21 protein-coding genes are annotated in these 22783 nt (G+C 62.6%); 14 read left to right on the forward strand and 7 right to left on the reverse strand.

Going from position 1 to position 22783, the window contains the following annotated elements:
- Window positions 1-10 precede the first annotated feature (10 nt).
- Genes PCE31107_RS05545 through PCE31107_RS05555 form a run of 3 tightly spaced genes read left to right on the forward strand, consistent with a single transcriptional unit; the run spans window position 11 to window position 3274 of the window.
- On the forward strand, window positions 11-1273 hold the full coding sequence (locus tag PCE31107_RS05545; protein WP_150564820.1) for a YeaH/YhbH family protein: 1263 nt from the start codon (window positions 11-13) through the stop codon (window positions 1271-1273).
- Between the two features lie 37 nt (window positions 1274-1310).
- Window positions 1311-2855 (forward strand): SpoVR family protein, encoded by a 1545-nt coding sequence (locus tag PCE31107_RS05550; protein WP_130027059.1) that lies wholly within the window; start codon window positions 1311-1313, stop codon window positions 2853-2855.
- Window positions 2855-3274, forward strand: coding sequence for a VOC family protein (locus PCE31107_RS05555; protein ID WP_150607071.1), 420 nt, complete (start codon window positions 2855-2857; stop codon window positions 3272-3274). The genes PCE31107_RS05550 and PCE31107_RS05555 overlap by 1 nt, the downstream gene beginning before the upstream one ends.
- 13 nt (window positions 3275-3287) lie before the next feature.
- Here the strand turns inward: PCE31107_RS05555 and PCE31107_RS05560 are convergent, their stop codons facing one another.
- Window positions 3288-4655, reverse strand: a complete 1368-nt coding sequence (locus PCE31107_RS05560; RefSeq protein WP_150607073.1) for a GGDEF domain-containing protein — start codon at window positions 4653-4655, stop codon at window positions 3288-3290.
- Window positions 4656-5543: 888 nt separating this feature from the next.
- Between PCE31107_RS05560 and PCE31107_RS05565 the strand changes: the two genes are divergently transcribed.
- From PCE31107_RS05565 to PCE31107_RS05590, 7 genes are all read left to right on the forward strand, one after another.
- Window positions 5544-6278, forward strand: coding sequence for an ABC transporter permease (locus tag PCE31107_RS05565; protein WP_174966558.1), 735 nt, complete (start codon window positions 5544-5546; stop codon window positions 6276-6278).
- Window positions 6279-6298: 20 nt separating this feature from the next.
- Window positions 6299-7240, forward strand: coding sequence for a glycine betaine ABC transporter substrate-binding protein (locus PCE31107_RS05570; RefSeq protein ID WP_246181731.1), 942 nt, complete (start codon window positions 6299-6301; stop codon window positions 7238-7240).
- Window positions 7241-7288: 48 nt separating this feature from the next.
- Complete coding sequence (locus tag PCE31107_RS05575) at window positions 7289-7936, forward strand: ABC transporter permease (protein WP_150607075.1); 648 nt, start codon at window positions 7289-7291, stop codon at window positions 7934-7936.
- The gene (locus PCE31107_RS05580) at window positions 7933-9132 is read left to right on the forward strand and encodes an osmoprotectant ABC transporter ATP-binding protein OsmV (RefSeq protein ID WP_130027055.1); all 1200 of its coding nucleotides are present in this window, start codon (window positions 7933-7935) and stop codon (window positions 9130-9132) included. Before PCE31107_RS05575 ends, PCE31107_RS05580 begins: the two co-directional genes overlap by 4 nt.
- Before the next feature lie 167 nt (window positions 9133-9299).
- Complete coding sequence (locus tag PCE31107_RS05585; RefSeq protein ID WP_130027054.1) at window positions 9300-10547, forward strand: mechanosensitive ion channel family protein; 1248 nt, start codon at window positions 9300-9302, stop codon at window positions 10545-10547.
- 184 nt (window positions 10548-10731) lie between these two features.
- Window positions 10732-10875, forward strand: a complete 144-nt coding sequence (locus PCE31107_RS23290; RefSeq protein WP_174966559.1) for a hypothetical protein — start codon at window positions 10732-10734, stop codon at window positions 10873-10875.
- Window positions 10876-10901: 26 nt separating this feature from the next.
- Window positions 10902-11213, forward strand: coding sequence for a type II toxin-antitoxin system PemK/MazF family toxin (locus PCE31107_RS05590; protein ID WP_343032338.1), 312 nt, complete (start codon window positions 10902-10904; stop codon window positions 11211-11213).
- A gap of 105 nt (window positions 11214-11318) precedes the next feature.
- Here PCE31107_RS05590 and PCE31107_RS05595 read toward each other — a convergent pair whose 3' ends face one another.
- On the reverse strand, window positions 11319-12443 hold the full coding sequence (locus PCE31107_RS05595; RefSeq protein ID WP_150607077.1) for an alkene reductase: 1125 nt from the start codon (window positions 12441-12443) through the stop codon (window positions 11319-11321).
- Window positions 12444-12616: 173 nt separating this feature from the next.
- Entirely contained in the window at window positions 12617-13903 is a 1287-nt protein-coding gene (locus PCE31107_RS05600) for an MFS transporter (RefSeq protein ID WP_150607079.1), read from the reverse strand.
- A 210-nt stretch (window positions 13904-14113) separates the two neighbouring features.
- Between PCE31107_RS05600 and PCE31107_RS05605 the strand changes: the two genes are divergently transcribed.
- Window positions 14114-14881 carry a TetR/AcrR family transcriptional regulator gene (locus PCE31107_RS05605; RefSeq protein ID WP_150607081.1) on the forward strand — a complete coding sequence of 256 codons (768 nt, stop codon included), beginning with the start codon at window positions 14114-14116 and terminating at the stop codon, window positions 14879-14881.
- Window positions 14882-14917: 36 nt separating this feature from the next.
- Here the strand turns inward: PCE31107_RS05605 and PCE31107_RS05610 are convergent, their stop codons facing one another.
- On the reverse strand, window positions 14918-15514 hold the full coding sequence (locus PCE31107_RS05610; RefSeq protein ID WP_369751557.1) for a helix-turn-helix domain-containing protein: 597 nt from the start codon (window positions 15512-15514) through the stop codon (window positions 14918-14920).
- 204 nt (window positions 15515-15718) lie between these two features.
- Here PCE31107_RS05610 and kbl point away from each other — a divergent pair, with 204 nt between their 5' ends.
- Window positions 15719-16936, forward strand: coding sequence for a glycine C-acetyltransferase (gene kbl / locus PCE31107_RS05615; protein WP_130027050.1), 1218 nt, complete (start codon window positions 15719-15721; stop codon window positions 16934-16936).
- 2 nt (window positions 16937-16938) lie between these two features.
- On the forward strand, window positions 16939-17904 hold the full coding sequence (locus tag PCE31107_RS05620) for an NAD-dependent epimerase/dehydratase family protein (protein WP_174966560.1): 966 nt from the start codon (window positions 16939-16941) through the stop codon (window positions 17902-17904).
- Window positions 17905-18061: 157 nt separating this feature from the next.
- Here the strand turns inward: PCE31107_RS05620 and PCE31107_RS23295 are convergent, their stop codons facing one another.
- Entirely contained in the window at window positions 18062-18205 is a 144-nt protein-coding gene (locus PCE31107_RS23295; RefSeq protein WP_017232894.1) for a hypothetical protein, read from the reverse strand.
- A gap of 442 nt (window positions 18206-18647) precedes the next feature.
- On the opposite strand from PCE31107_RS23295, the gene PCE31107_RS05625 reads away from it, so the two are divergent.
- Window positions 18648-19532: an outer membrane protein gene (locus PCE31107_RS05625; RefSeq protein ID WP_150607085.1), complete on the forward strand. Its 885-nt coding sequence runs from the start codon at window positions 18648-18650 to the stop codon at window positions 19530-19532.
- A gap of 71 nt (window positions 19533-19603) precedes the next feature.
- On the opposite strand, the gene PCE31107_RS05630 is transcribed toward PCE31107_RS05625, so the two are convergent.
- Window positions 19604-20920: an ABC transporter ATP-binding protein gene (locus PCE31107_RS05630; protein ID WP_130027048.1), complete on the reverse strand. Its 1317-nt coding sequence runs from the start codon at window positions 20918-20920 to the stop codon at window positions 19604-19606.
- 10 nt (window positions 20921-20930) lie between these two features.
- Window positions 20931-22670, reverse strand: a complete 1740-nt coding sequence (locus PCE31107_RS05635) for an ABC transporter permease (RefSeq protein ID WP_150607087.1) — start codon at window positions 22668-22670, stop codon at window positions 20931-20933.
- Window positions 22671-22783 lie beyond the last annotated feature (113 nt).

A 22783-nucleotide genomic window follows, 5' to 3' on the forward strand; every position in this document is an offset into this window, starting at 1 on the left:
CGGGGCCACTATGTCAGCAATCATCGACAGACGGCAAAACGGCAAGAACAAAAGCGCCATCAACCAACAGCGCTTCATCAAGCGCTATCGCGATCAGATTCGACGCGCGGTAGCGAAGGCGGTGGCTGGGCGCAAGATTACCGATATCGATGGCAGCGGACAGGTCTCGATCCCGGTCAAGGACATTTCGGAGCCGTTGTTCCACCATGGACCCGGCGGGCGGCGGGAGATGATTCATCCCGGCAATCGCGAGTTCGTGGTGGGCGACAATTTCGAGCGTCCGCCGTCGGGCGCGGGGGGTGGCGGCAGCCGCGCCAGCGACTCGGGAGAGGGCGAGGACGATTTCGTCTTCAACCTCTCGCGCGAGGAGTTCCTGAAATTCTTCTTCGAGGACATGGCCCTGCCGGACCTCGCGAAACGCCGGCTCGCGCAGATTCCGGAGTTCCGCAAGGTTCGCGCGGGCTATTCCGTCGACGGCACGCCGTCGAACCTCAACGTCATTCGTACGATGCGCAGCTCGCTGGGTCGCCGCATCGCGCTCACGGCGCCTTACCGCAAGCAGTTGCGTGAGCTGGAGGCCGCGTACGCGGACATTGTCTCGCGTGAGGGCGACACGTCGCCGCGCGCGCTGGCGATGTTGCCGGAGATGTCGCGCCTTCGCACGCGCATCGAAGCCATTCCGTACATCGAGAAGCTGGACCTGCGCTATTCGAATCGGGTCATGCAGCCTCGGCCGCAGGCGCAGGCTGTCATGTTCTGCCTGATGGACGTCTCCGGATCGATGGACCAGAGCCGCAAGGAGTTGGCCAAGCGCTTTTTCATGCTGCTCTATCTGTTCCTGCGGCATAACTACGAGCGCATCGATCTGGTGCTCATCCGGCACCACACGACGGCGAAGGAAGTCAACGAAGACGACTTCTTCTATGCCCGCGAGTCCGGAGGGACGGTCGTCTCCAGCGCACTCAAGCTGATGACGGAAATCATCGCGGATCGCTATTCGCCGAGCGATTGGAATATCTACGGGGCGCAGGTGTCCGATGGCGATAACTGGGACGGCGATTCGCCCATCTGCCGCGATATCCTGATGCAGTCGATCATGCCTGCCGTGCAGTACTTCGCGTACGTGGAGGTGGCCAGCGCCGAGCCGCAGAACCTGTGGAACGAATACTTGTCGGTCAAGCAGCGGCACCCGAATTTCGCGATGCAGCGCATCATGGAGGCGGCCGAGATCTATCCGGTGCTGCACGACCTGTTCAAGAAGAAGGCGGCCTGAAAACCGCCCGGCGTCGGCCCCGCAACGAGGACGCATCATGGCGTATATATCCACCGGATCGGAATGGACGTTCGAGCTGATTCAGCGCTACGAGCATGAGATCGCGCGCATCGCGGCGAATTTCAGGCTCGACACGTATCCCAACCAGATCGAGATCATTACCGCCGAGCAAATGCTCGACGCCTATGCGACCGTGGGTTTGCCCATCGGCTATCACCACTGGTCGTACGGCAAGCACTTCCTGTCGTCCGAGCGCGGGTACAAGCGCGGACAGATGGGGTTGGCATATGAAATCGTCATCAATTCGAACCCCTGCATCGCGTATCTGATGGAGGAGAACAGCATGACCATGCAGGCGCTGACCATCGCGCACGCCAGCTACGGTCATAACTCGTTCTTCAAGGGCAACTACCTGTTCCGCACCTGGACGAGCGCCGACGCCATCGTCGACTACCTGCTGTTCGCGCGCAACTACATCACCGAGTGCGAGCAGCGCTACGGCGAACAATCGGTCGAACTGCTGCTCGACTCTTGTCATGCGCTCATGAACTACGGCGTCGACCGCTACAAGCGGCCAAAACGCCTGTCGCTCGCGCAGGAACAGGCGCGCCAGAAAGAGCGCGAGAACTATCTGCAAATGCAGATCAACGATTTGTGGCGCACGTTGCCTCATCACCCCTTGCACGATGACGAAGAGGACGACGGGCTCGACCCCACCGAGTCCGAAGAGGCGCCGTTCCCGGGCGAGCCGCAGGAAAACCTGCTGTATTTCTTCGAGAAGAACGCCCCCAAGCTGGCCCCCTGGCAGCGCGAGATTGTGCGCATCGTGCGCAAGCTCGCGCAGTACTTCTATCCGCAGCGTCAGACCAAGGTGATGAACGAGGGCTGGGCAACGTTCTGGCACTACACGATTTTGCAGCAGCTCTACCAGGAGAAGCTCGTCAACGACGCGTTCATGATGGAGTTCCTGCATGCGCACACGAACGTGGTGTACCAGCCGTCCTTCGACAGCCCGTACTACAGCGGTCTGAATCCGTATGCGCTGGGCTTTGCGATGTTCCAGGACATTCGCCGCATGTGCGAAGCGCCGACCGAGGAAGATCGCCAATGGGCGCCGGACATCGCCGGCACCGACTGGTTGACGACGCTCGACTTCGCCATGCGCAACTTCAAGGACGAGAGCTTCATCCAGCAGTTCCTGTCGCCCAAGGTCATTCGCGATCTGAAGCTGTTCTCCGTGCTCGACGACGACCGCGACAGCCGCCTGCGCGTGACGGCCATTCATAACGACGCCGGCTATCGTGAAATTCGCGAGATGCTCGCGCAGCAATACAACCTCAGCCAGTTGGAGCCGAACATTCAGGTCTCGCACGTCGATCTGCACGGCGATCGATCGCTCACGCTGCGCCATGTGCAAAGTGAGCGCAAGCCGCTCGACGATAGCTTCGAAGAGGTGCTCAAGCACGTGGCGCGCCTGTGGGGCTTCACGGTGCGCTTGGAGACGGTGTTCGAGGATGGCCGCAACGAGATGACGCACGAGACCAAGGTCGAGAAGCGGCGGCGCTATGCGCTGAGTGCCTGATGAGGATTCCGCTCGTTGCGCTTGATCACGTGGTGCTGCGCACCAACGATGTCGAGCGGCTCCAGCACTTCTATATCGACGTCCTGGGCTGCACGCTGGAAAAGGTGCAGGCCGACCTCGGGCTAGTGCAACTGCGCGCGGGAGACGCGTTGATCGATCTGGTCGACGTCGCCGGCGAAATCGGCCGCCGGGGCGGCGCTGCACCCGGCCCCGAGGGGCGCAATCTCGATCACTTCTGTCTGCGAGTCGAACCGTTCGACGCGGTGGCCATCCGTCAGGAACTGGCCTCGCATGGGGTGACGCTCGGTGAGGTCGCGCCGCGCTATGGGGCGCACGGCGAAGGGCCGTCGTGCTACGTCGACGATCCAGACGGCAATACCGTCGAACTCAAGGGGCCGCCGTTCGGTCCGCTTCGTTGAGTCGGGCGCGACATCAGGCCGCCAACTGCCCCAGCACGCTTTGATCGCGTCCCTTGTGCTTGGCTTGATAGAGCGCCCTGTCGGCACGCTCGAGCATCGCGCTGATGACGAGCGGCGCGCCGGGTTGCCACGTTGCTATGCCCACGCTGATCGTGATGGCCTCGCCTCTGTCGCGCGCCTTCTCGGGAAGTAGCTCGGTGCTCGCGCGCTTGACCGATTCGCGAATACGGTCCGCCACGCGCAGGGCGGCCTGTTGATCGATTTCCGGCAGCACCACCGCAAACTCCTCGCCGCCCAGGCGCACCGCGAAATCGCTCGGCAGCCGAATACAGTGCTGGATCGTGCCGGCGATACGTTGCAGCACGGTGTCGCCGAATGGATGCCCGTAGCGGTCGTTGACCTGTTTGAAGAAGTCGATGTCGATCAGCAGCACCGACAGGGGGATCGCACGTTGCTGAACCCGGTCGGCCACGAGGCGGATGCGATTGTCGAAATAGCGGCGATTGTAGATGTGCGTGAGTGGATCGACGAAGACCTTCTCGACCAGGTCCGTATTCGTGAGCGCGAGCGACTGATACTGGCGCGTGATTTCCCAGACAAGGGCGAGCGTTGCCACACCGGGCGATGCCAACGCCAGCAGGCGTGCGGCATACCATTGATACGATGCGTCGTTGGGCGCTGTGAGCGAAAGCAGCAACTGGCACAGCGAGATGGTGACGACCACCCACACGAGCAGAAACAGCTTGTGAGACAGACGCGTGACGGTCGCGACACGCCACCACAGCGCGACATAGGCGATGAAAAGCGCGTATAGGGCGAGCGTCTCGACGCCGATGCCACCGACCGGAGGCGCTATGATCAGCGGGCGGCCGGTGCCGATCAGCGCCAGCGACACCGTCGCCCAGATGACGAGCACGGTAGCGCCATACCACGCCGCTTCCTTGTAGCCGGGACGGATGTGCGGATCGCTGCGCGTGCGTGTATAACTGCGCACGCTCAGCATTACGTACGCCGCGAAGCTCGCTTCGGCCATCAACCAAAGCCAGAAGGGCGCGTGCGTGACATGCGTTGCAATGCCGGCGAGCTGGTTCGCGAGCAACACCCCTTCGGTAAACATGAAGAGTCCGCGCAGCAGAAAGGCGCATCCGAATTGCGCGAAATATCGTTTGCCGTTGTAGAGGTACTGCACGCCGAGCAGACACGCGGTCGACAGGTTAAGAATCCCGCCGGCCGAGACGAGGAAAAACGTCAGTAAGGGGTTGACCTCGCCCTGGATGGCGCGCGCGAAAAATCCGGCGAGCGTGAGTGCGGCGCACGCGACCAGGATGGTGGTTGCGGCGACACGATTGCCGGGTTCGGTACGGCTGATGGTAGTTTTCATAGTTCTTATTCGCCAATCAACGACCTCGTGCTTCGCGCACGATCGCCCTTTTGCCGTTCAACCATCGCGCCCGAGACTGGCCGCAAGATCGTCGCCTCACGTGACCGTCCCGTTTCCCCGATTTTTCGCTAAATAGTTGAAAACTAAGATAAACGTCGCAGAATACACGAGTTTCTTCGGGTTGGCATCCGTTTCGAACGGCGCGCGTTGCATTCCCGTTCGACCCTCGCCGAGGCGCGGATTTCGGACTGCCCGCGCAACGTTTTCGGGCGCGCGAAAACGCGATGCCGCCGTCGCGGAAAATAAATCAGAGTGGCACACTGATCCGCTATGCGGAACTTTGCGTCGACGAAATTCGGGGCGCGCGCGGGGGAATTCCCGCAACGCCAGTGATGACGGTGGATTAAAGAGCGTGCAATTGATTTGGTATCCGATGCATTGTTAATGATGAGAGCGGATATTGCACAAAAATGCATGGGATTTCCCCCGTAAGGTGGGCGGCGGCTTGGCAGCGACGCACTATCTGTACTAGAATAAAAAAAGCCAATCGCCACGATTGGTCCATAGAAGCAGAAGTCAAAGGGTTGTCGGTGTTCCTCGTTGCGCCGACATTCCGTTCCATCACGCAATGAGTTCATGCCGTAGAACATTCGCGCGCTTTCAATGAGCGTGCACCGAGAGGCCCAGGCGCTCATGGCGTCGAAAGCTTGTCTCTCATGTCGCATTTCGCGACGCCTGGTTCGTCACCGTTGTCTTCCTCAGACCTTCGGAGCGAACACTTCACAATTCGCAAGGCAGCTAACAGTTGTCATGCTTGTTTGACCGCGTTGTCACGCGGGGCGATTGCTATTGCCCTGCGCCAACGCTGCCAACCCATTCAAAGGGAGCATGAACGTGGCGAAGCAGTACCGCATTTTCTATTTGGCAGGCTTCGGACTGCTCGGCGTTGCCGCCGCAGTCACCGGTCTGCTGTATTGGCTGGGTATCGATGCGCTCGTCAAGTACCGGGGCGATCTGGTCTATTACACGCAGCAGCACCTCAAGCTCGTGGCGATCTCGATGACGATGGCGATCGTGGTCGGCGTGCCCGCCGGCATGCTGATCTCGCGTCCGAAGTTCGAAAGGCATGCCGAGCGCGCCGTGCAGATCTTCAATATCGGCAATACGCTGCCCTCGCTCGCCGTGCTGGCGCTGTCGATGGCCGTGCTGGGTATCGGTGATCGGCCCGCCATTCTCGCGCTTTGGCTCGCATCGTTGCTCCCTATCGTGAGAAATGCCTATGAAGGCCTGCGGCAGGTACCGCCCGCCTTGCGGGAGTCGGCGCGCGGCATGGGCATGACGCCCGCGCAAGTGCTGTTCCGTGTCGACATGCCCAGCGCCATGCCGGTCATCGTCGGCGGCATTCGCACCGCCCTTGCGATCAACGTCGGCACCGCGCCGCTCGCGTTCCTGATCGGCGCAGACAGTCTGGGGCAACTGATCTTCCCGGGCATCTATCTGAACGACCCGACGAAGCTGCTGCTCGGCGCCGGCGGGACCGCACTGCTCGCGCTAATGCTCGACGGCATCGTCGCCTTCGCCAGCGGCCTCTGGTTCGCGCGTCACGGCGCCCCTGCCCGCTAAGGCAAAGGAGACCCATACTTATGCAAGTTTCATTATTTCGTCCACGCAAGGGCATGACGCCGCGCTGGATACGACGACTCGGCGCGGCCTGTCTGGCGCTTGGCGTGATCGTCGCGAGCGCCGTGTGCGGCACCGCGCATGCCGAGACCCTCACTGTCGGCGGCAAGAACTTCACCGAGCAGTTGATCCTCTCGGAAATGACGACCCAGTATCTGCGCAGCCTGGGGTACGACGTCGAACTCAAGAATGGTCTGGGCAGTGTCGTCATGCGTCAGGGCATGGAGAGCGATCAGCTCGACATCGTCTGGGAGTACACCGGTACCTCACTGATCGTCTACAACAAGGTCACCGAGAAGCTCGATCCGCAGCAGACCTATGCGCGCGTGAAGGAACTCGACGGCAGGATCGGCCTCGCCTGGCTCAACCCTTCGGCGCTCAACAATACGTATGCGTTTGCCGTGCCGGGCAATATCGCGCGCGAAGCGGGCATCGAGACGGTGTCGCAACTCGTGGACCGGTTTCGAGCCAATGCGAAGATGCAGTTCGCCTTCGATTTTGAGTTTGTCGGCCGCTCGGACGGGCTTGTGCCGATGGAGAAGCTCTACGACTTTCATCTCGCGCGACGCAACATCAAGCAGATGGATCCGGGCCTCGTTTATACGGCGCTCAAGAACGCGCAGATCGACGCCGGCCTCGTCTACACGAGCGACGGACGCAACAAGGGGTTCGACCTGAAGGTGCTGGCCGACGACAAGGGCTTCTTCCCGGCGTACGCGGCCACCCCTGTCGTGCGTCAGGCGGTGCTCGACGCCCATCCCAACCTCGCCGACGAACTCAACGCGCTGTCCGCGAAGATCAACAACGAGAACATGCGCGACATGAATGCGATGGTCGACATCGATCATCGTGCCGTTTCGCGTGTGGCGAGTGACTTCCTCACGCAGGAAGGACTGGTGCAGTGACGGCGATCGCCCGTTGCGTGCCCTGAAAGTGACTGACCGAGGAGTCCCATGATTGAATTTCTCACCTATAACTGGCACCGCATTCTGATCCTCACCGGTCAGCATGCGTGGCTGGTGGCCGCGTCGGTAGGGGCGGCCATTGTGGTTGGCGTACCTCTGGGTGTGCTGGTCACGCGTTTTCGCTGGCTGTCGGGCGCCGTGCTCGGCCTGGCCACCGTCGTGCTCACCATTCCGTCGATCGCACTGTTCGGCCTGATGATTCCGGTGCTGTCCGTCTATGGCATGGGCATTGGGCCAGCGCCGGCCGTTGCCGCCGTGTTCCTGTATTCGTTGCTGCCGATCATGCGCAACACGAGCCTCGCGTTGCAGCAGATCGACCCGAGCATTCGCGAAGCGGGCATCGGCATCGGCATGACCTTCTGGCAGCGCCTGCGCCTGGTTGAATTGCCGTTGGCCGTGCCGGTGGTGCTGGGCGGCGTGCGCACGGCCGTCGTCATGAATATTGGCGTGATGGCCATTGGCGCCATCGTCGGGGCCGGCGGTCTCGGGGTGTTGATCACCCAGGGAATCAGTCAGAGCGATACCCGGCAGCTTGTCGCGGGTGCGGTCATGGTGAGTGTGCTCGCCATCGTCGCCGACACCCTGTTGCACCGCCTGCAGCGCGTGCTGACACCCAAAGGAATCCGAACCGTATGATTACACTCGACAATCTCACCAAGCACTTCGTCCAGAAGGACGGCACGCCCATGACCGCCGTGAATTCGGTCAGCCTTGACGTGCCGCCGGGCGAGATCTGCGTCTTCCTCGGCCCGTCGGGCTGCGGCAAGACGACCACGCTCAAGATGATCAACCGGCTCATCAAGCCGACGTCCGGGCGCGTTCTGCTCAACGGCGAAGACACCGGCAACATCAACGAAATCGAACTTCGTCGTCACATCGGCTATGTGATTCAGCAGATCGGCCTGTTCCCCAATATGACCATCGAGGAGAACATCACCGTCGTGCCGCGTTTGCTCGGCTGGGACAAGACACGTTGCCGTGCCCGCGCGACCGAACTGATGGCGATGGTGGCGCTCGATCCGAAGCGCTATTTGTCGCGTTACCCGCGCGAGTTGTCGGGCGGCCAGCAGCAGCGTATCGGCGTGATTCGCGCGCTGGCCGCCGATCCGCCCGTGTTGCTGATGGACGAACCGTTCGGTGCGGTCGATCCGATCAACCGCGAATCGATCCAGAACGAGTTCCTGCAGATGCAGCGTCAACTGGGCAAGACCGTCATCATGGTCAGCCACGATATCGACGAGGCGATCAAGCTGGCGGACCGCATCGCGATCTTCCGTCAGGGGCGGCTGGTGCAGTGCGCGCAACCCGATGCGTTGCTGGCACGTCCAGTCGACGAGTTCGTGGCGAGCTTCGTGGGACATGACCGAATTCTCAAGCGCCTGTTGCTGGTGCGCGCAGAAGACGCGGCCACGCCGCAGCCGACCGTCAAGCCGCAGACGACGCTGGCCGAGGCCTACGGCATGATGGACGAACTCGACACGCGCTCGTTGGTTGTCGTTGACGAGAACGCGCGCGCGTTGGGTTATGTTGCGCGTCGTGACACGCGTCATGCGCTCGGGGCGTGCGGTGAGCGGGTGCGCGAATTCAAGGCGTCGGCGGTGGCGGGCGACAACCTCCGGGTGCTCCTGTCGCGCATGTATGAGCACAACCTGGCGTCGTTGCCGGTGCTGGGCGATGACAACCAGTACCTCGGCGAGGTCACGCAGGATTCCATCGCGGACTATCTGAGTTCAGGCAAGTCGCGTGGCAACGGGGGCGGAACGATCACCGTGCCGCCGCCGCCAGGTGCGCCGCATGTGATCGCGAGTGTTCCGTTCGGTGCGACGGTGTAACCTGGCGCCTGATTCGAGACGATGGCTTGCGCTGTCGTCGACGGGTGAATGTCACTGACATTCGCCCGGCAAGTCAACGAATGACGGCCCGATGTCTGGCCGTCATTTTTTTGTATTCACCTGCGCGGCGTAACGCTCGGGACAATCAGCAGGCAAGGAGTTGCAGGATGACGTGGGAAGCAATGATGGCGTGGCTCGACAACGCGCCGTGGGCACGGTTGGCCGGTGCGTTGGCGATACTGTTCGCGGTGGCGCTGCTGGCGCAGGCGGTGGCGCAGTGCCTGATCGTTCGCGTGGTGCGCATCGTCGTGCAGCGCACGGCGAATCGCTGGGACGACGCTTTGCTCGCCCATCGCGTTTTTCACCGCGTGGCGCGGATCTTGCCGTACCTCGTGATTCAGTTCGGCATCGCGTGGGTGCCGGATCTGCCGGCGAAAGCGCTCATGATCGTCGGCAACGTCGCACTGGCGATGACGCTGCTCTACGCCACGCTGGCCATCGCAGGCATTCTCGATGCCGCACAAACGGTCTACGCGCTCTCGGAGCATGCGCGCACGCGCTCGATCAAGGGATACGTGCAGTTAGGCAAGATCGCGCTGTATGTGGTCGCGGCGATCGCGATCGTGGCGACGATCATCGACCGTTCTCCATGGCTGCTGCTCTCCGGTCTGGGGGCGATGTCGGCGGTGCTGCTGCTGGTGTTCAAGGACACGATCATGTCGTTCGTCGCCAGCGTGCAACTCACGTCGAACGACATGCTGCGCGTGGGCGACTGGATCGAAATGCCGCAAGTGGGCGCCGACGGCGATGTGGTCGACATCGCCCTGCATACCGTGAAGGTGCAGAACTGGGACAAGACGATCACCACGATCCCGACCTGGCGGTTGATTGCGGAGAGTTTTCGCAATTGGCGCGGCATGCAGCAGTCGGGCGGACGCCGCATCAAGCGCACGCTGTGCGTCGATGCGGGGAGCGTCGGGTTTCTCGACGAGGCGGAGATTGCACGCCTGTCGCGGCTGCATCTGCTCGGGTCGTATTTGACGGACAAGCAGCGTTCGTTGGCAGAGGCGAATGCGGCGCTGGGGTCGTTGGGTATTGCGGCGGCGGTACCGGCCAACACCCGGCGGCTGACGAACATCGGCACCTTCCGCGCGTATGCATTGGCGTATCTGAAGGCGCATCCGAACATTCACGAGGGCATGACGTGCATGGTGCGCTCGCTCGAGCCGTCGTCCACGGGCATCCCGGTCGAACTGTATTGCTTCACCAACACGACGGTGTGGGCCGAGTACGAACGCGTGCAGGGCGATGTCTTCGATCATCTGCTCGCGATCCTGCCCGAGTTCGGCTTACGCATGTACCAGAATCCGGCAGGCGCGGATCTCGTGCGCTGGCAAGGGCAGCGGGCGGCGTAACCGCGCAATGACGGGGAGTGACCTCGAATGCTGGTGAGTCCGAAACACATCTCGGATTGCCGGCGCTTTGCTTCAGGAAACTTCCGGAATACTTTCGACGTCGTTTACTTCGACCGTCCGGGCTGCGACGATGCCATCCAATCCACACAAGAGGGATCACGGGGGAATGACATCGGAGTGGAATATGGATGAACGAAACGAACAGGGTTGTGTGGGGAGTGAACAGCGCGAATTGCTACCGATTGAACTGGGCGACATGGACAGCGACGAGGAGCTGCAGTTGTGGCGTTTCGGCAACGACTTCGATGAGGAGGCGTGGACGTGGTGAAACGAGGCGAAGTGTAGGTCGTTTTACTGGACCCCGCCATTGGGTGTGAGATCAGGAAGACGCGGCCATGTGCCGTGATCTCTTCCGCGAATATGCACAAGCACACGTGCACGGTGATCGTTGCGCCGATGACGTCATCATTGCATGCGTCTCGATATCGCGTCCCGACGAGGTTTGCCGGGCGGCCCGGATCGGTGACGCTTGATCAAGTCAGGGCAATTGATCGACGACGTCTGGTGCGCCGCGTCGGTGCGCTTGACTGCGGGGCGTTGAGGGCGACGATGGGAGGAATTCGGGGCGTCGTCTCGGACCACTTGCACGACGCATGCCGCGATTGATATGGCACTCAGCAGACAGAAAGGGCTCCCGCAGGAGCCCTTTCTGACGCAGCGCAACGATCCGACGCGAGGGCGTTGCGGGGCGTTATGGAGCGTTATGGAGCGTTATGCCGCCGATTCGTCAAGCGTCGGATAGTCGAGATAGCCGTGCGCGTCGCCGCCGTAAAGCGTGGCGCGATCCAGGTCGTTGAACGGGCCGCCGCGCTGGAGGCGCTCCACCAGATCCGGATTGGCGATGAACGGTTTGCCGAACGCGATGAGATCAGCGCGGTTCTCCTTGCGCGCCTCGATTGCCAACGCGAGGTCGTAACCGTTGTTGGCCATGAAGGTGCCAGTGAAGCGTTGACGAAGCTTCTGCAGATCGAAGCCGTTTTCGACCTCACGCGGACCGCCCGTTGCGCCTTCGACGATGTGCAGATACACGAGGCCGAAACGGTTGAGCTGTTCAACCGCGTACGTGAATACCGGTTCCGGATGGCTGTCGCCGCAATCGTTCGCCGGGCTGACCGGTGAGAGGCGAATGCCGACGCGATCGGCGCCCCATACATCGACGACCGCCTGCGTGACTTCCAGTGTGAGCCGCACGCGATTCTCAATGCTGCCGCCGTACTGGTCGGTGCGATGGTTCGTCTTGTCGCGCATGAACTGATCGAGCAGATAGCCGTTCGCCGCATGGATTTCCACCCCGTCGAAACCGGCGCGCTTCGCGCACTCGGCGGCGTGACGATACTGCTCGACGATGCCCGGGATCTCGGCGGTCTCCAGCGCGCGCGGCGTCGGGTGCGGCTCGAAACCGTGTTCCGTGAAGGCCTTGCCCGCCGGTTGAATCGCCGAAGGCGCGACCGGCAGCGCACCGTCAGGCTGCAGCGACGTGTGCGAGATACGGCCGACGTGCCAGAGCTGGCAGAAGATCTTTCCGCCCTTGGCGTGGAGCGCGTCCGTCACCCCTTTCCAGCCGGCGATCTGCGCTTCGGTGTAGATGCCCGGCGTGAAGGCATAGCCCTTGCCTTGCTGCGAGATGTTGGTCGCTTCGCTAATGATGAGTCCTGCCGACGCGCGTTGCACATAGTACTCGGCGTTCATCGGGCCCGGCACGTCGCCGGCACCGGTGCGGCTGCGCGTAAGCGGTGCCATCACGATACGGTTGCGCAGTTCGAGCGGACCCAGCCGGTACGGCGAGAAGAGGTCGGTGTCGAGCGCGGTGAGTTGTGGGTGTTGCGAGTCCGTCATTGTTCAGGGTCCTGTGAAAATGGGGGATGCTGTCCTGCACAAAACTTGAATAGGTTATGGCAATTGCTGAAATCTCGCCGACGTCACCAAAGGCGACGCCTGTCGATGCCAAAACGCGCCTCGACGCTTGGCCATGCGTGTCCCGGTGCGAGGCATCATGGCGACCCGATGGATTACGCGCCGGCCGGGACGGGCTGACTCGGTGCGCGCCTGTTAATGCGCAGCACCATGAACGCGCCGATGATGCACACGCCGCCCGAGAGCATCGATGCCATTGTGTAGTTGCCGAGCGTGGCGCGCAGCGAACCGGCGACCAGGGCGGCCGTCGCTGCACCGAGCTGGTGCCCCGCGACGATCCAGCCGAACACGATCGGGGCCGCCGTTTTGCCGAAAACATCGGTCGTCAGGCGCACGGTCGGCGGCACGGTCGCGATCCAGTCCAGGCCGTAGAACAGCGCAAAGAGCGGCAAGCCGAAGAAATCGAAGCCGAACGCATACGGCAGGTAAATCAGCGACAGCCCGCGCAACCCGTAATACCAGAACAGCAACACGCGACTGTTGTAGCGATCGGAGAGCCAACCCGAAAGCGTGGTGCCCACGAGATCGAGCATGCCCATCGCCGCGAGAATGCCGGCTCCCTTGACTTCGGAGAGCCCGTAATCGCTGCACATCGCGATGAAGTGCGTGCCGATGTAGCCGTTGGTGCTCGCGCCGCAGATGAAGAAGCTGAAGAACAATAGCCAGAAGTCGCGCTTTCCGGCCGCCACGCGCAGTACCGACAACGCGTGGGTCAGCGGATTGCCTTGCGCGAGCGGGATATCCGGCGCGTCTTCAGGGGCGCCGACCGGGCGCAGGCCGACCGACCCCGGACGCTCCGGCAAGAGGAAGGCCACGAGCGGCAGCACCAGCGCCGCCACGATCGCCACGATCAGCACCACCGGTCGCCAGCCGTGACGCTCGATGATCGCGGCCATCATCGGCAGAAAGACCATCTGACCGGTGGCCGAACTCGCCGTCAGAATGCCCATCGCCAGACCGCGATGCGTGTGGAACCAGCGGTTCGCCACGGTGGCGGCCAGCGTGATGGCCGCCACACCCGTGCCGCCGCCGACCATCACGCCCCAGATCAACACCATCTGCCAGGGGGCGGTCATCAGCGACGAAAGGGCCGTGCCCGAGGCGAGCAGCAGCAACGCCACCATGACTGTCGGGCGAATGCCAAAACGTTGCATTGCAGCCGCGGCGAACGGGCCGGTCAACCCATATAGCGCCAGATTCACCGAAATGGCCAGCGAGATGGTGGCGCGGCTCCAGCCGAAGTCGTGCTCGAGCGGCACCATCATGACGCTGGGCGTCGCGCGAATGCCCGCCGATGCGAGCAGAACCAGGAATATCACCCCGACCACGACCCAGCCATAGTGGAAGTGACCGTTGATGCGCCTTGCGATGGCTGCCTTCATGGCGGAAATCCTTGCGGGGGATCGGTCTCGTCAGCCGTCCCGGGAACGTTTGCGCGAACCGTGCTGTCCATGGTCAATCGTTAGCTTGTGACAGATCGGTAACATTAGGTTGCCATGGTATGAACCGATCGGTAACATGTCAAGTATTCGTTTGCGACATCCGGGTGCTGCCCGACATCGCGAATCACCGCTTCAGGGGAGTGCCGGATCATGGCCAAATCGACAACGCCTGTCATGCCCGATGTGCCTGGGACGCCGGATCCGGCGAAATCAGGGGGAGAAACGACCGCGGTCGCGAAGGCCACGAAGGATGCCAAGCGCGAAGGCACGGTGGTCCCTGCGCGCCGGGGCCGAGCAGCGACGCGCTCGGGCAAGACCGAGCGGCATGTGACGCCAGCGTCCGTCGCGCAGCAGTATCTGCTTAACGCTGCCGTGGAACTTTTCCATACGGAAGGGGTGCGCGCCGTGGGCGTGGACGCCGTCGTCAAACGCGCCGGTGTCAACAAAATGTGCCTCTATCGCCAGTTCGCGTCGAAGGACGAGCTGATTCTGGCGTATCTCGATCACATGCAGACGGCGAGTCTGGCGCGTATCGACGAAAGTATTGCAAAACGGCGCGGCGAGCCGCGCGCACAATTGCTGCAAATCTTCGTGGATCTCTCCGAGCGGGCGAGTCGGCCCGGCTATCGCGGGTGCCCGTTCGTGAACGTGGCCGCTGAATTCCCCGACCCGGCGCATCCCGCGCGCCAGTCGGTGGTGAATTACAAGGCGGAAATGGTGCGGCGTTTCACCGAACTCGTCACGGCCGCGGGTTTGCGGGAGCCGTCGCCGTTGGTCGATGCGCTCTCGCTGATTCTCGAAGGCGCTTATGCAGCGAGTCAAACCTTCGGACCCGGTTCGCCGCCGCTACGCATTTTACCGACGGTGGCGCGTCAGATCATCGACGCCGGAATGTCGGGTGCGCTGGCTGCCGACTGACTGCCTTCAGGCTGCTGCTGCCGTGGTGGCCCGCGCTTATCCGTGGATCACCACGAGCAGACCCCGTGCGACGGATTTACCGACATTGCGGATCGCGTGGGCGCGGTCGGCGGGATAGCGGGCGGTCTCGCCCGGCTTGGCGCGTCGCGCGAAGTGTTCGACCTCGATGTCGACCTGGCCGTCGAACACCGTGAAGTGTTCGCGCGTGCCCGGATCGTGCGGCTCGGAGACGAGTGCGGCGCCGGGTTGCAGCGTCAATTCATACCACTCATATTTGCCCGCCAGCTCCATCGGTCCGAGGATCTTGAGCTGATACGCGTGCTCCGCGCCCGCCAGTGTCGGAATTTCATGCTTGCCGATCACGCGTACCGGCTCGGGGTCGCCCGCCGGGGCGCCCAGCAGTTGGTCGAGGCGCACACCTAACGCATTGGCCAGCCGCCACGCCACGGCAATGGTCGGATTGGCCTTGTCGCGCTCGATCTGCGACAGCATCGACTTGGAGACGCCGGACGCGCGTGAGAGCGTCTCCAGCGTCATGCCGCGCTCTTTGCGCAGTTGCTGAATCATGTCGCCGACCGGCGGCGGGGCGACCGGTGACATCGCCGATGCTGCGGGAGTACTTGCCATATGCATTCCGGGATATTAGAATTTTTCAATATATTGAAACTAGTTCAATATAAAGTATAGTTTCCGATAAGGTGAATGGCTGCATGGTAGCAGAGCAAGCGCTCGATGCCTGGCTGCCTTTCGCGACCGGTCGGTATCCACCGATGCCGCAGGAATCCCACGACGGCGCTGCATAACGGCGCCGTCGCCCGCACCAAGGAGAGGCGCACGATGACCGCACATACCCCGGAAGCCCGCGAGGGCTTCTACCGTCAACTGACCGAACGACTCGAAGACACGCGCCGTCAGGGCCTTTTCAAGCAGGAACGCGTGCTGATGTCGCGGCAGGGGCCGGAGGTCATGTGCGACGACGGGCAGGCGCGTATCAACCTGTGCGCCAACAACTACCTCGGGCTTTCGGGCAGTGAAACGCTCGTCAAGGCCGCACAGCAAGCGCTGGAAGACTTTGGATTCGGCTTGTCGTCGGTGCGCTTCATCTGCGGCACGCAAGGTCCGCACAAGGCCCTTGAGGCTCGCATCGCCGCGTACCTCGGCACGGAAGACGCCATCCTGTACGCCGCAGCGTTCGACGCCAATGGCGGCGTCTTCGAACCGTTGTTCGACGAGCAGGACGCGATCATCTCCGACGCCCTCAACCACGCCTCGATCATCGACGGCGTGCGTCTTTGCAAGGCGCAGCGTCTGCGCTATGCCCACAACGACATGGACGACCTGGAGCGCCAGTTGCAGTCGGCGATGGGGGCGCGTCATCGCATCATCGTGACCGACGGTGTGTTCTCGATGGATGGCACGATTGCCCAGCTCGATCGCATCGTGGCACTGGCCGAGCAATACGGCGCGCTCATCATGATCGACGAGTGTCACGCGACCGGCTTCATGGGGCCGACGGGGCGTGGCACGCACGAGCATCATGGTGTGCTCGGCAAGATCGACATCATCACCGGCACGCTGGGCAAGGCGCTCGGCGGTGCGATGGGGGGCTTCACGGCCGGGCGACGCGAGGTCATCGAGACGCTGCGTCAGCGCTCGCGCCCGTACCTGTTTTCGAATAGCCTCGCGCCGGCCATCGTCGGCACGTCGCTCGCCGTGTTCGACGAACTCGAACACTCATCGGCGCGACGTGAGCAATTGCATGAGAACACCGCGTTCTTCCGCCGCGAAGTGGCGGCGCTGGGCTTCACCATCAAGCCCGGCACGCACCCGATCGTGCCGGTCATGCTCTTCGACGCTACGCTCGCTCAGCGTTTCGCGCAGCGGCTCTATGAGCTGGGCGTGATCGCCACAGGCTTCTTCTATCCGGTGGTGCCGCACGGACAGGCGCGCGTGCGCGTGCAACTCTCGGCGGCCCACACGCGCGATCAACTGAACCGGGCGCTTGCGGCGTTCGCCCAGGCCGGCAACGAACTCGGCATTCTCAAGCAAGGTTGAACATGGAACGCATCCTCATCATCGGCGCCAACGGTCAAATCGGCAGCGAACTCGTCGACGCGCTGGCCGCGCAGTATGGCAACGAGAACGTCATCGCCACGGACATCGCACCGGGACCGTCACGTCACGCGGTGCATTACGAGACGCTCGACGTGCTCGACGGCGCACGACTGGCCGCGCTTGTCGAGCGCTTCGGCATTACCCAGATCTTCCATTTGGCAGCGCTGCTCTCCGCAACGGGTGAGACCCGGCCGCTCCAGGCCTGGACGCTCAACATGAACGGCCTGCTCAATGTGCTCGAACTGGCGCGCGAACGCCAGGGACTGCGCGTGTTCTGGCCGTCGTCGATTGCCGCATTCGGTCCGCATACGCCGGCCGTCGAAACGCCCCAGCTCGCCATCATGGACCCGACCACGATGTACGGCATCAGCAAGCAGGCGGGCGAGCGGCTGTGCGAGTACTACTTCTCGAAGTTCGGCGTAGACGTGCGCAGCCTGCGCTATCCCGGCGTCATCAGCTACAAGACGCCCCCGGGCGGCGGCACGACCGATTACGCCATCGAGATCTTCCAGGCGGCGCGCCGCGGCGAGACGTACACGTGTTTCTTGAAGGACGATGCGACGCTGCCGATGATCCACATGCCCGATGCGGTGCGTGCCACGCTAGCGTTGATGAATGCCGACGCCTCGCGCCTGCGCGTGCGTTCTTCGTACAACGTGGCGGGGGTGAGCTTCGACCCGGCCACGCTGGCGGCGGCAATTGCACGTCGTGTGCCGGGCTTCACGGTGAAATACGCCCCGGACTTCCGCCAGGCGATTGCCGAGACCTGGCCGCATACGCTTGACGATACCCATGCCCGATACGATTGGGACTGGCAGCCGGCCTTCGGACTGGACGCGATGGTCGACGACATGCTCGCCAACGTGCCGCTCGACTGGCATGCGCCGGTCTTGGGAAACGCGGCTTGATCGGGAACGGGGAGGTGACGGCGGCGCTGAGGAGGAGGTGATGGCGCCGAAAGGCGGACCGGTCACTGCCAGGGAAATCGAGACAAGCCGAGCAAGGCGCGTGCGATATCGAGTCGTACGCGCCTTGTTGCGTTGCGCGCGGGGATTGCCGTGAGCCTTACTTCGGGTGGTGCACCGCGTAATAAGCCAGTGCGGCGATGACCGCACAGGTCACAGCAAAGGCGCGTCGGCGCCAGCGGTACGCGGGGGTCAAGCTGATGGCCCGCCCGCGGACGGCTTCTTTCGAATGGTAATAGCTCATATTGCGTCTTCTCGGGTCTGATGCACGGTCTTCGCCGCGGAAAGAACCTGCATGACTGCGCGTCGCTGCGCCCCCCGGTGCATGACCAGCAGGTTCCGTATTCATTATGCGACCGCATAAAAACGACCGCGAATCAGTATCTATACCGATACGTGTGGCCTTTTTGACACGGTCGGATCGTTTGATTCTCCGCAGCGATGACCGCTTCGGCGGGGGAAAATTTCCCGCCGTTTGCGCATCTGCCAATCGCCACGGCCATGCCGCCGACGTTTCCCGTTTCGATCGCTCGAACCGCGTGAATCTCAATTTGCCAAGGATCCGAAGAATCCACATTTCTCCGCTTGCATGCCACTTCACGCGCTGAAACAATGCCGAAAAACGGTGGCCACGCCGATGGCCATTTTCGAGTCGTCTGAGAGAACACGCCTGGGAGGGACGTGCCATGACGCCTAGTACCCGCCGCACCATCGCTTGCGGCCATCGCGGAAGCGCCATCAAGCGCGCCGCGTTCGTCTTCGTTGCCGCCAGCGTGTGTGCGGCCAACGTCTCTGCGCAGCAAGCCATGCTGCGCGCCAACAATCAGGTCTGGGTCGACGCGGGTGCCCAGCAATTGCATTACTGGGAAAATATCGCGCCCGGCAAGAGCGACTCCGAACGCGGAACGATCGCCGCGTTCGCGCTGGGGGCATCAACCCAGCGAGAGCTGTTCGGCGTGTCCAACCTCTATTTCGCTGGCTCGGTGCGTGTCTCGCACGGCAACGTCGATTACGGCGGTTATCTGCAAGATCTGGCGGGCCGTGTTGTTCAGCCGAACTATCAGATGAGCACGCGTTCGACCGCGACGGACGTCACGCTCAAGGCCGGCAAGGCGATTCCATTCCAACTCGGTACCTGGCATGCGCAGATGATTCCCTATCTGAGCTACAGCTACCGGGACTGGATTCGCGACAGCAGTCGCGACCCGAACGGCTTTTACGAGCGCTATCGCCATCACGTGATCGGAGGCGGTCTCATGGGGCAGCTTGAAGTCACACCTAAGCTCGTGGCGACGGCGGACGTTCGCGCGGGCGCGATGGTTGGCGCCTCGATGACGCTGGCGGGCTCGCAGAACACGTTCAGCCTCGGCAACAAGCCGGTCGTCGTGGCTGGCTTCGGGCTCGACTATGCGATCGCGCGCAACTTCCACGTGAACGCGAGCTACGAGTGGTCTCGCTTCCAATACGGGCGCTCGAGCGTCACGCAGGTTGCACCGGGCACGAATGCCTACGAACCCGATTCGAAGACGATCAACCAGACGTGGATGGTCGGTGCGGGCTACGCCTTCTAAAAACGACAACGCCGCGCGCTCAGTCGAGTCGCGCGGCGTTGGATTCCCGGCCGGACGCCGGCGGACGATAATCAGGTCGCGCCTTCCACGTCTTCCAGACTGAACGTCTCCGTGTGGTCGTTGTACGAGAAAATCTCGGCGTAACGTCCCCAGTTGATGGCGGTATCGAGCGTTTCCTGCGCGAGATCGTCCGACATCGAATCTTCCAGCTCCTGCTCGAACCGTACGCGCGGGGCGCGTTGCCCGCGGCGTTCCTGCAGCACGGCGCGAATCTTCGCGGCGAGCGGCACGTGACGCAGCAGATGCTCGGCGAACAGCACCTTGCGTTCCTGCGTGCTCACGTCCACGAAACGTTTGCCGGCGACGGTCAGCAGGATGTCGCCTTCCTTGAGTTCCGCGAAGCCCAACTGGTCGAGGATTTCGGCCACGGGGAAGAGGTCGTCGACCTCGAGCAGCAGCGTTTGCGCGATTTCCGGCAAGTCGGCGCGGCCGTTGTATGGCGGCCCGGCCAGCGCTTCGAGCAGACCGGCCATCAGGTTGGTCGACACTTCGTGCAGCGGACTCGACAACTCCAGCGCCATCTTCTGCGTGGTGTGTGCGTTGCGACGCGACGTCATCAGTGCATAGATATCGTCGACCATCTTGCGAAAGGCCGGGTCGAGACGGTTGCGTCGATGTGGGAACGGTACCTTGATCTCGGCGACCACGCGGCCGGGATTGGACGACAGCACCAGAATCCGGTCGCACATGAACACGGCTTCTTCAATATTGTGCGTGACGATCAGGATCGACTTGATCGGCAACTGCCGCTGGCTCCACAGGTCGAGCAAGTCGGTACGCAGCGTCTCAGCGGTGAGCACGTCGAGCGCGGAAAACGGCTCGTCCATGAGCAGCAGCGTGGGATTGACCACCAGCGCACGCGCGAAGCCCACCCGCTGGCGCATGCCGCCCGAGAGTTCGCGCGGATAGGCGTTCTCGAAACCGTCCAGACCGATCAGGTCGATGGCGGCGAGGGCACGGCGGCGACGCTCCTTCGGCTCGACGCCAAGCGCTTCCAGTCCGGCTTCCACGTTTTGCAGCACGGTCAGCCACGGAAACAGCGCGAAGGTCTGGAACACCATCGCTACCCCTTCGGGCGGCCCTTCGAGCGGTTCGCCGAGATAGCGGATGTCGCCCGCGCTCGGCTGAATCAGGCCGGCGATGATACGCAGCAGCGTCGACTTGCCCGAGCCCGAGCGGCCGAGCAGGCCGACGATTTCGCCTTCGTGCAGTTGCAGATTCACACCGTCGAGCACTTGCCGCTCGTCGCTGCCCTTGCGGAAGCCGCGGCCGACGTTGGCGAGCGAGAAGATCTCTTTTCCGGCAATCGGTTGGGTATCGTTCGGCATCACGGTCCCTTTAATTCAGGCGAAGCTTGTTTTCAGCGATGGCGTACATCGGACGCCACAGCAAGCGGTTGAACAGTACAACGAACAGCGCCATCACGGCGATGCCCAGCAAAATGCGCGGATAGTCGCCCGCTTCCGTCATTTGCGCGATGTAAGCGCCCAGGCCGTGCGCGGCAACCTTGTCGTTACCCCATTGCACGTATTCCGAGACGATCGACGCGTTCCACGCGCCGCCCGACGCCGTGATCGCGCCCGTCACGTAGTAGGGGAAGATGCCCGGCAGCATGATCTGACGCCACCACTGCCAGCCGCGAATGCGGAAGTTGGTGGCGGCTTCCTTGAAGTCGTTGGGAAACGCTGTCGCACCGGCGATGACGTTGAACAGGATGTACCACTGCGTGCCCAACACGATGAGCGGCGAGAGCCAAATGTCCGGATTGGCGTGGAAATGGACGATCGCCACCACGAAGACCGGGAACAACAGGTTGGCCGGGAACGCCGCGAGGAACTGGGCAACCGGCTGGATGCGTTCGGCAAGCTTGGGGCGTAGCCCGATCAGCACGCCCAGCGGCACCCACACCACCGAGGCGATGCCAATGAGCACCACCACGCGAACCAACGTGACCAGACCCAGGCCGAACACGCGCAGCACTTCGGCGACGCCGACTTCGGCCGTCACGAAGACGTAGATCTTCCAGGCGGCGACCACGCCCAGCACTACCAGCAGCGCGGCCCACACCCAATCGATCACGCGCGAGAGTGGGGTTTTCGATTCGGAATGCATCGCGGCGGGCAGCGAGAGCGGCATGCGTGCACGCGCGAGCGTACGCAGCAGCTTGCCGAACGGGCGGAGCAGGAACTGAATCGCGCGGGTGCGTTGAATCAGGTTGAGCACCCACGACTCGGGCGCGGCCTGCGAGACGGTGTCTTCCAGACGGAATTTGTCGGACCAGGCGACCATTGGCCGGAACAGGAACTGGTCGTAGATCACAATGACGACGACCATCGCCAGAATCACCCAGCCCACGGCATGCAGATCGCGCTGCACGATGGCCGTGGCGAGATAAGCGCCGATGCCAGGCAGCGTGACCGTCTTGTCGCCCACGGTGATCGCCTCGGACGCCACCACGAAGAACCAGCCGCCCGACATGCTCATCATCATGTTCCAGATGAGGCCCGGCATCGAGTACGGCACGTCGAGTTTCCAGAAGCGCTGCCACGGCGAGAGCCGCAGATTCACCGCCACTTCCGACAGATCGCGCGGCTGGGTGCGCATCGACTGGTAGAACGAAAACGTCATGTTCCACGCCTGGCTCGTGAAGATCGCGAAGATGGCGGCGCATTCGGCGCCGAGCACGCGTCCCGGGAACAGGGCGAGGAAGAAGGTGACCGTAAACGAGATGTAACCCAGCACGGGCACCGACTGGAGGATGTCGAGCATCGGCACGAGCAGCTTCTCGGCCCGTCGGCTCTTGGCCGCAAGCGTGCCATAGACGAGCGTGAAGACGAGCGAGGCGACCATCGCCGCGAGCATGCGCAGCGTGGTGCGCAACGCGTACTCGGGCAGGTTGGCCGGATCGAGCGAGATGACTTCGGTTTGCAGGTTGGCCAGCGGGGCCAACGTCTGACGGATGCCCGACGAGCTGACCATCAGGAAACCGATGATGATCGGGAACGCAATGAAATCCCAGCGGTTGGGAAGCAGGCGTCGCGCAGTGGCGGGGATGAACGGACGGGCTACGCGCGTCATCAAGACCTCTTGAGGATGAGGGGTCGGACGGATAACAGGATTCGGCGTCGGCATGCAGCGCGGCAGCGACGTTGCGTGCGCGCAGGGACGGCAGCGGATGCTACCAGATTGCC

This window comes from Pandoraea cepalis (genome assembly GCF_902459625.1).
Lineage (GTDB): Bacteria > Pseudomonadota > Gammaproteobacteria > Burkholderiales > Burkholderiaceae > Pandoraea > Pandoraea cepalis.

Bases quoted from the DNA above. Each gene is read 5' to 3' on its own strand.
- PCE31107_RS05620 (WP_174966560.1), top strand. From the start codon at position 16,939: ATGGAACGCATCCTCATCATCGGCGCCAACGGTCAAATCGGCAGCGAA.
- PCE31107_RS05595 (WP_150607077.1), bottom strand. From the start codon at position 12,443: ATGACGGACTCGCAACACCCACAACTCACCGCGCTCGACACCGACCTC.
- PCE31107_RS05605 (WP_150607081.1), top strand. From the start codon at position 14,114: ATGGCCAAATCGACAACGCCTGTCATGCCCGATGTGCCTGGGACGCCG.
- PCE31107_RS05575 (WP_150607075.1), top strand. From the start codon at position 7,289: ATGATTGAATTTCTCACCTATAACTGGCACCGCATTCTGATCCTCACC.
- PCE31107_RS05570 (WP_246181731.1), top strand. From the start codon at position 6,299: ATGCAAGTTTCATTATTTCGTCCACGCAAGGGCATGACGCCGCGCTGG.
- PCE31107_RS05555 (WP_150607071.1), top strand. From the start codon at position 2,855: ATGAGGATTCCGCTCGTTGCGCTTGATCACGTGGTGCTGCGCACCAAC.
- PCE31107_RS05600 (WP_150607079.1), bottom strand. From the start codon at position 13,903: ATGAAGGCAGCCATCGCAAGGCGCATCAACGGTCACTTCCACTATGGC.
- PCE31107_RS05630 (WP_130027048.1), bottom strand. From the start codon at position 20,920: ATGCCGAACGATACCCAACCGATTGCCGGAAAAGAGATCTTCTCGCTC.
- PCE31107_RS05550 (WP_130027059.1), top strand. From the start codon at position 1,311: ATGGCGTATATATCCACCGGATCGGAATGGACGTTCGAGCTGATTCAG.
- PCE31107_RS05610 (WP_369751557.1), bottom strand. From the start codon at position 15,514: ATGCATATGGCAAGTACTCCCGCAGCATCGGCGATGTCACCGGTCGCC.
- PCE31107_RS05625 (WP_150607085.1), top strand. From the start codon at position 18,648: ATGACGCCTAGTACCCGCCGCACCATCGCTTGCGGCCATCGCGGAAGC.
- PCE31107_RS05545 (WP_150564820.1), top strand. From the start codon at position 11: ATGTCAGCAATCATCGACAGACGGCAAAACGGCAAGAACAAAAGCGCC.
- PCE31107_RS05560 (WP_150607073.1), bottom strand. From the start codon at position 4,655: ATGAAAACTACCATCAGCCGTACCGAACCCGGCAATCGTGTCGCCGCA.
- PCE31107_RS23295 (WP_017232894.1), bottom strand. From the start codon at position 18,205: ATGAGCTATTACCATTCGAAAGAAGCCGTCCGCGGGCGGGCCATCAGC.
- PCE31107_RS05635 (WP_150607087.1), bottom strand. From the start codon at position 22,670: ATGACGCGCGTAGCCCGTCCGTTCATCCCCGCCACTGCGCGACGCCTG.
- PCE31107_RS23290 (WP_174966559.1), top strand. From the start codon at position 10,732: ATGGATGAACGAAACGAACAGGGTTGTGTGGGGAGTGAACAGCGCGAA.
- kbl (WP_130027050.1), top strand. From the start codon at position 15,719: ATGACCGCACATACCCCGGAAGCCCGCGAGGGCTTCTACCGTCAACTG.
- PCE31107_RS05565 (WP_174966558.1), top strand. From the start codon at position 5,544: ATGAACGTGGCGAAGCAGTACCGCATTTTCTATTTGGCAGGCTTCGGA.
- PCE31107_RS05580 (WP_130027055.1), top strand. From the start codon at position 7,933: ATGATTACACTCGACAATCTCACCAAGCACTTCGTCCAGAAGGACGGC.
- PCE31107_RS05585 (WP_130027054.1), top strand. From the start codon at position 9,300: ATGACGTGGGAAGCAATGATGGCGTGGCTCGACAACGCGCCGTGGGCA.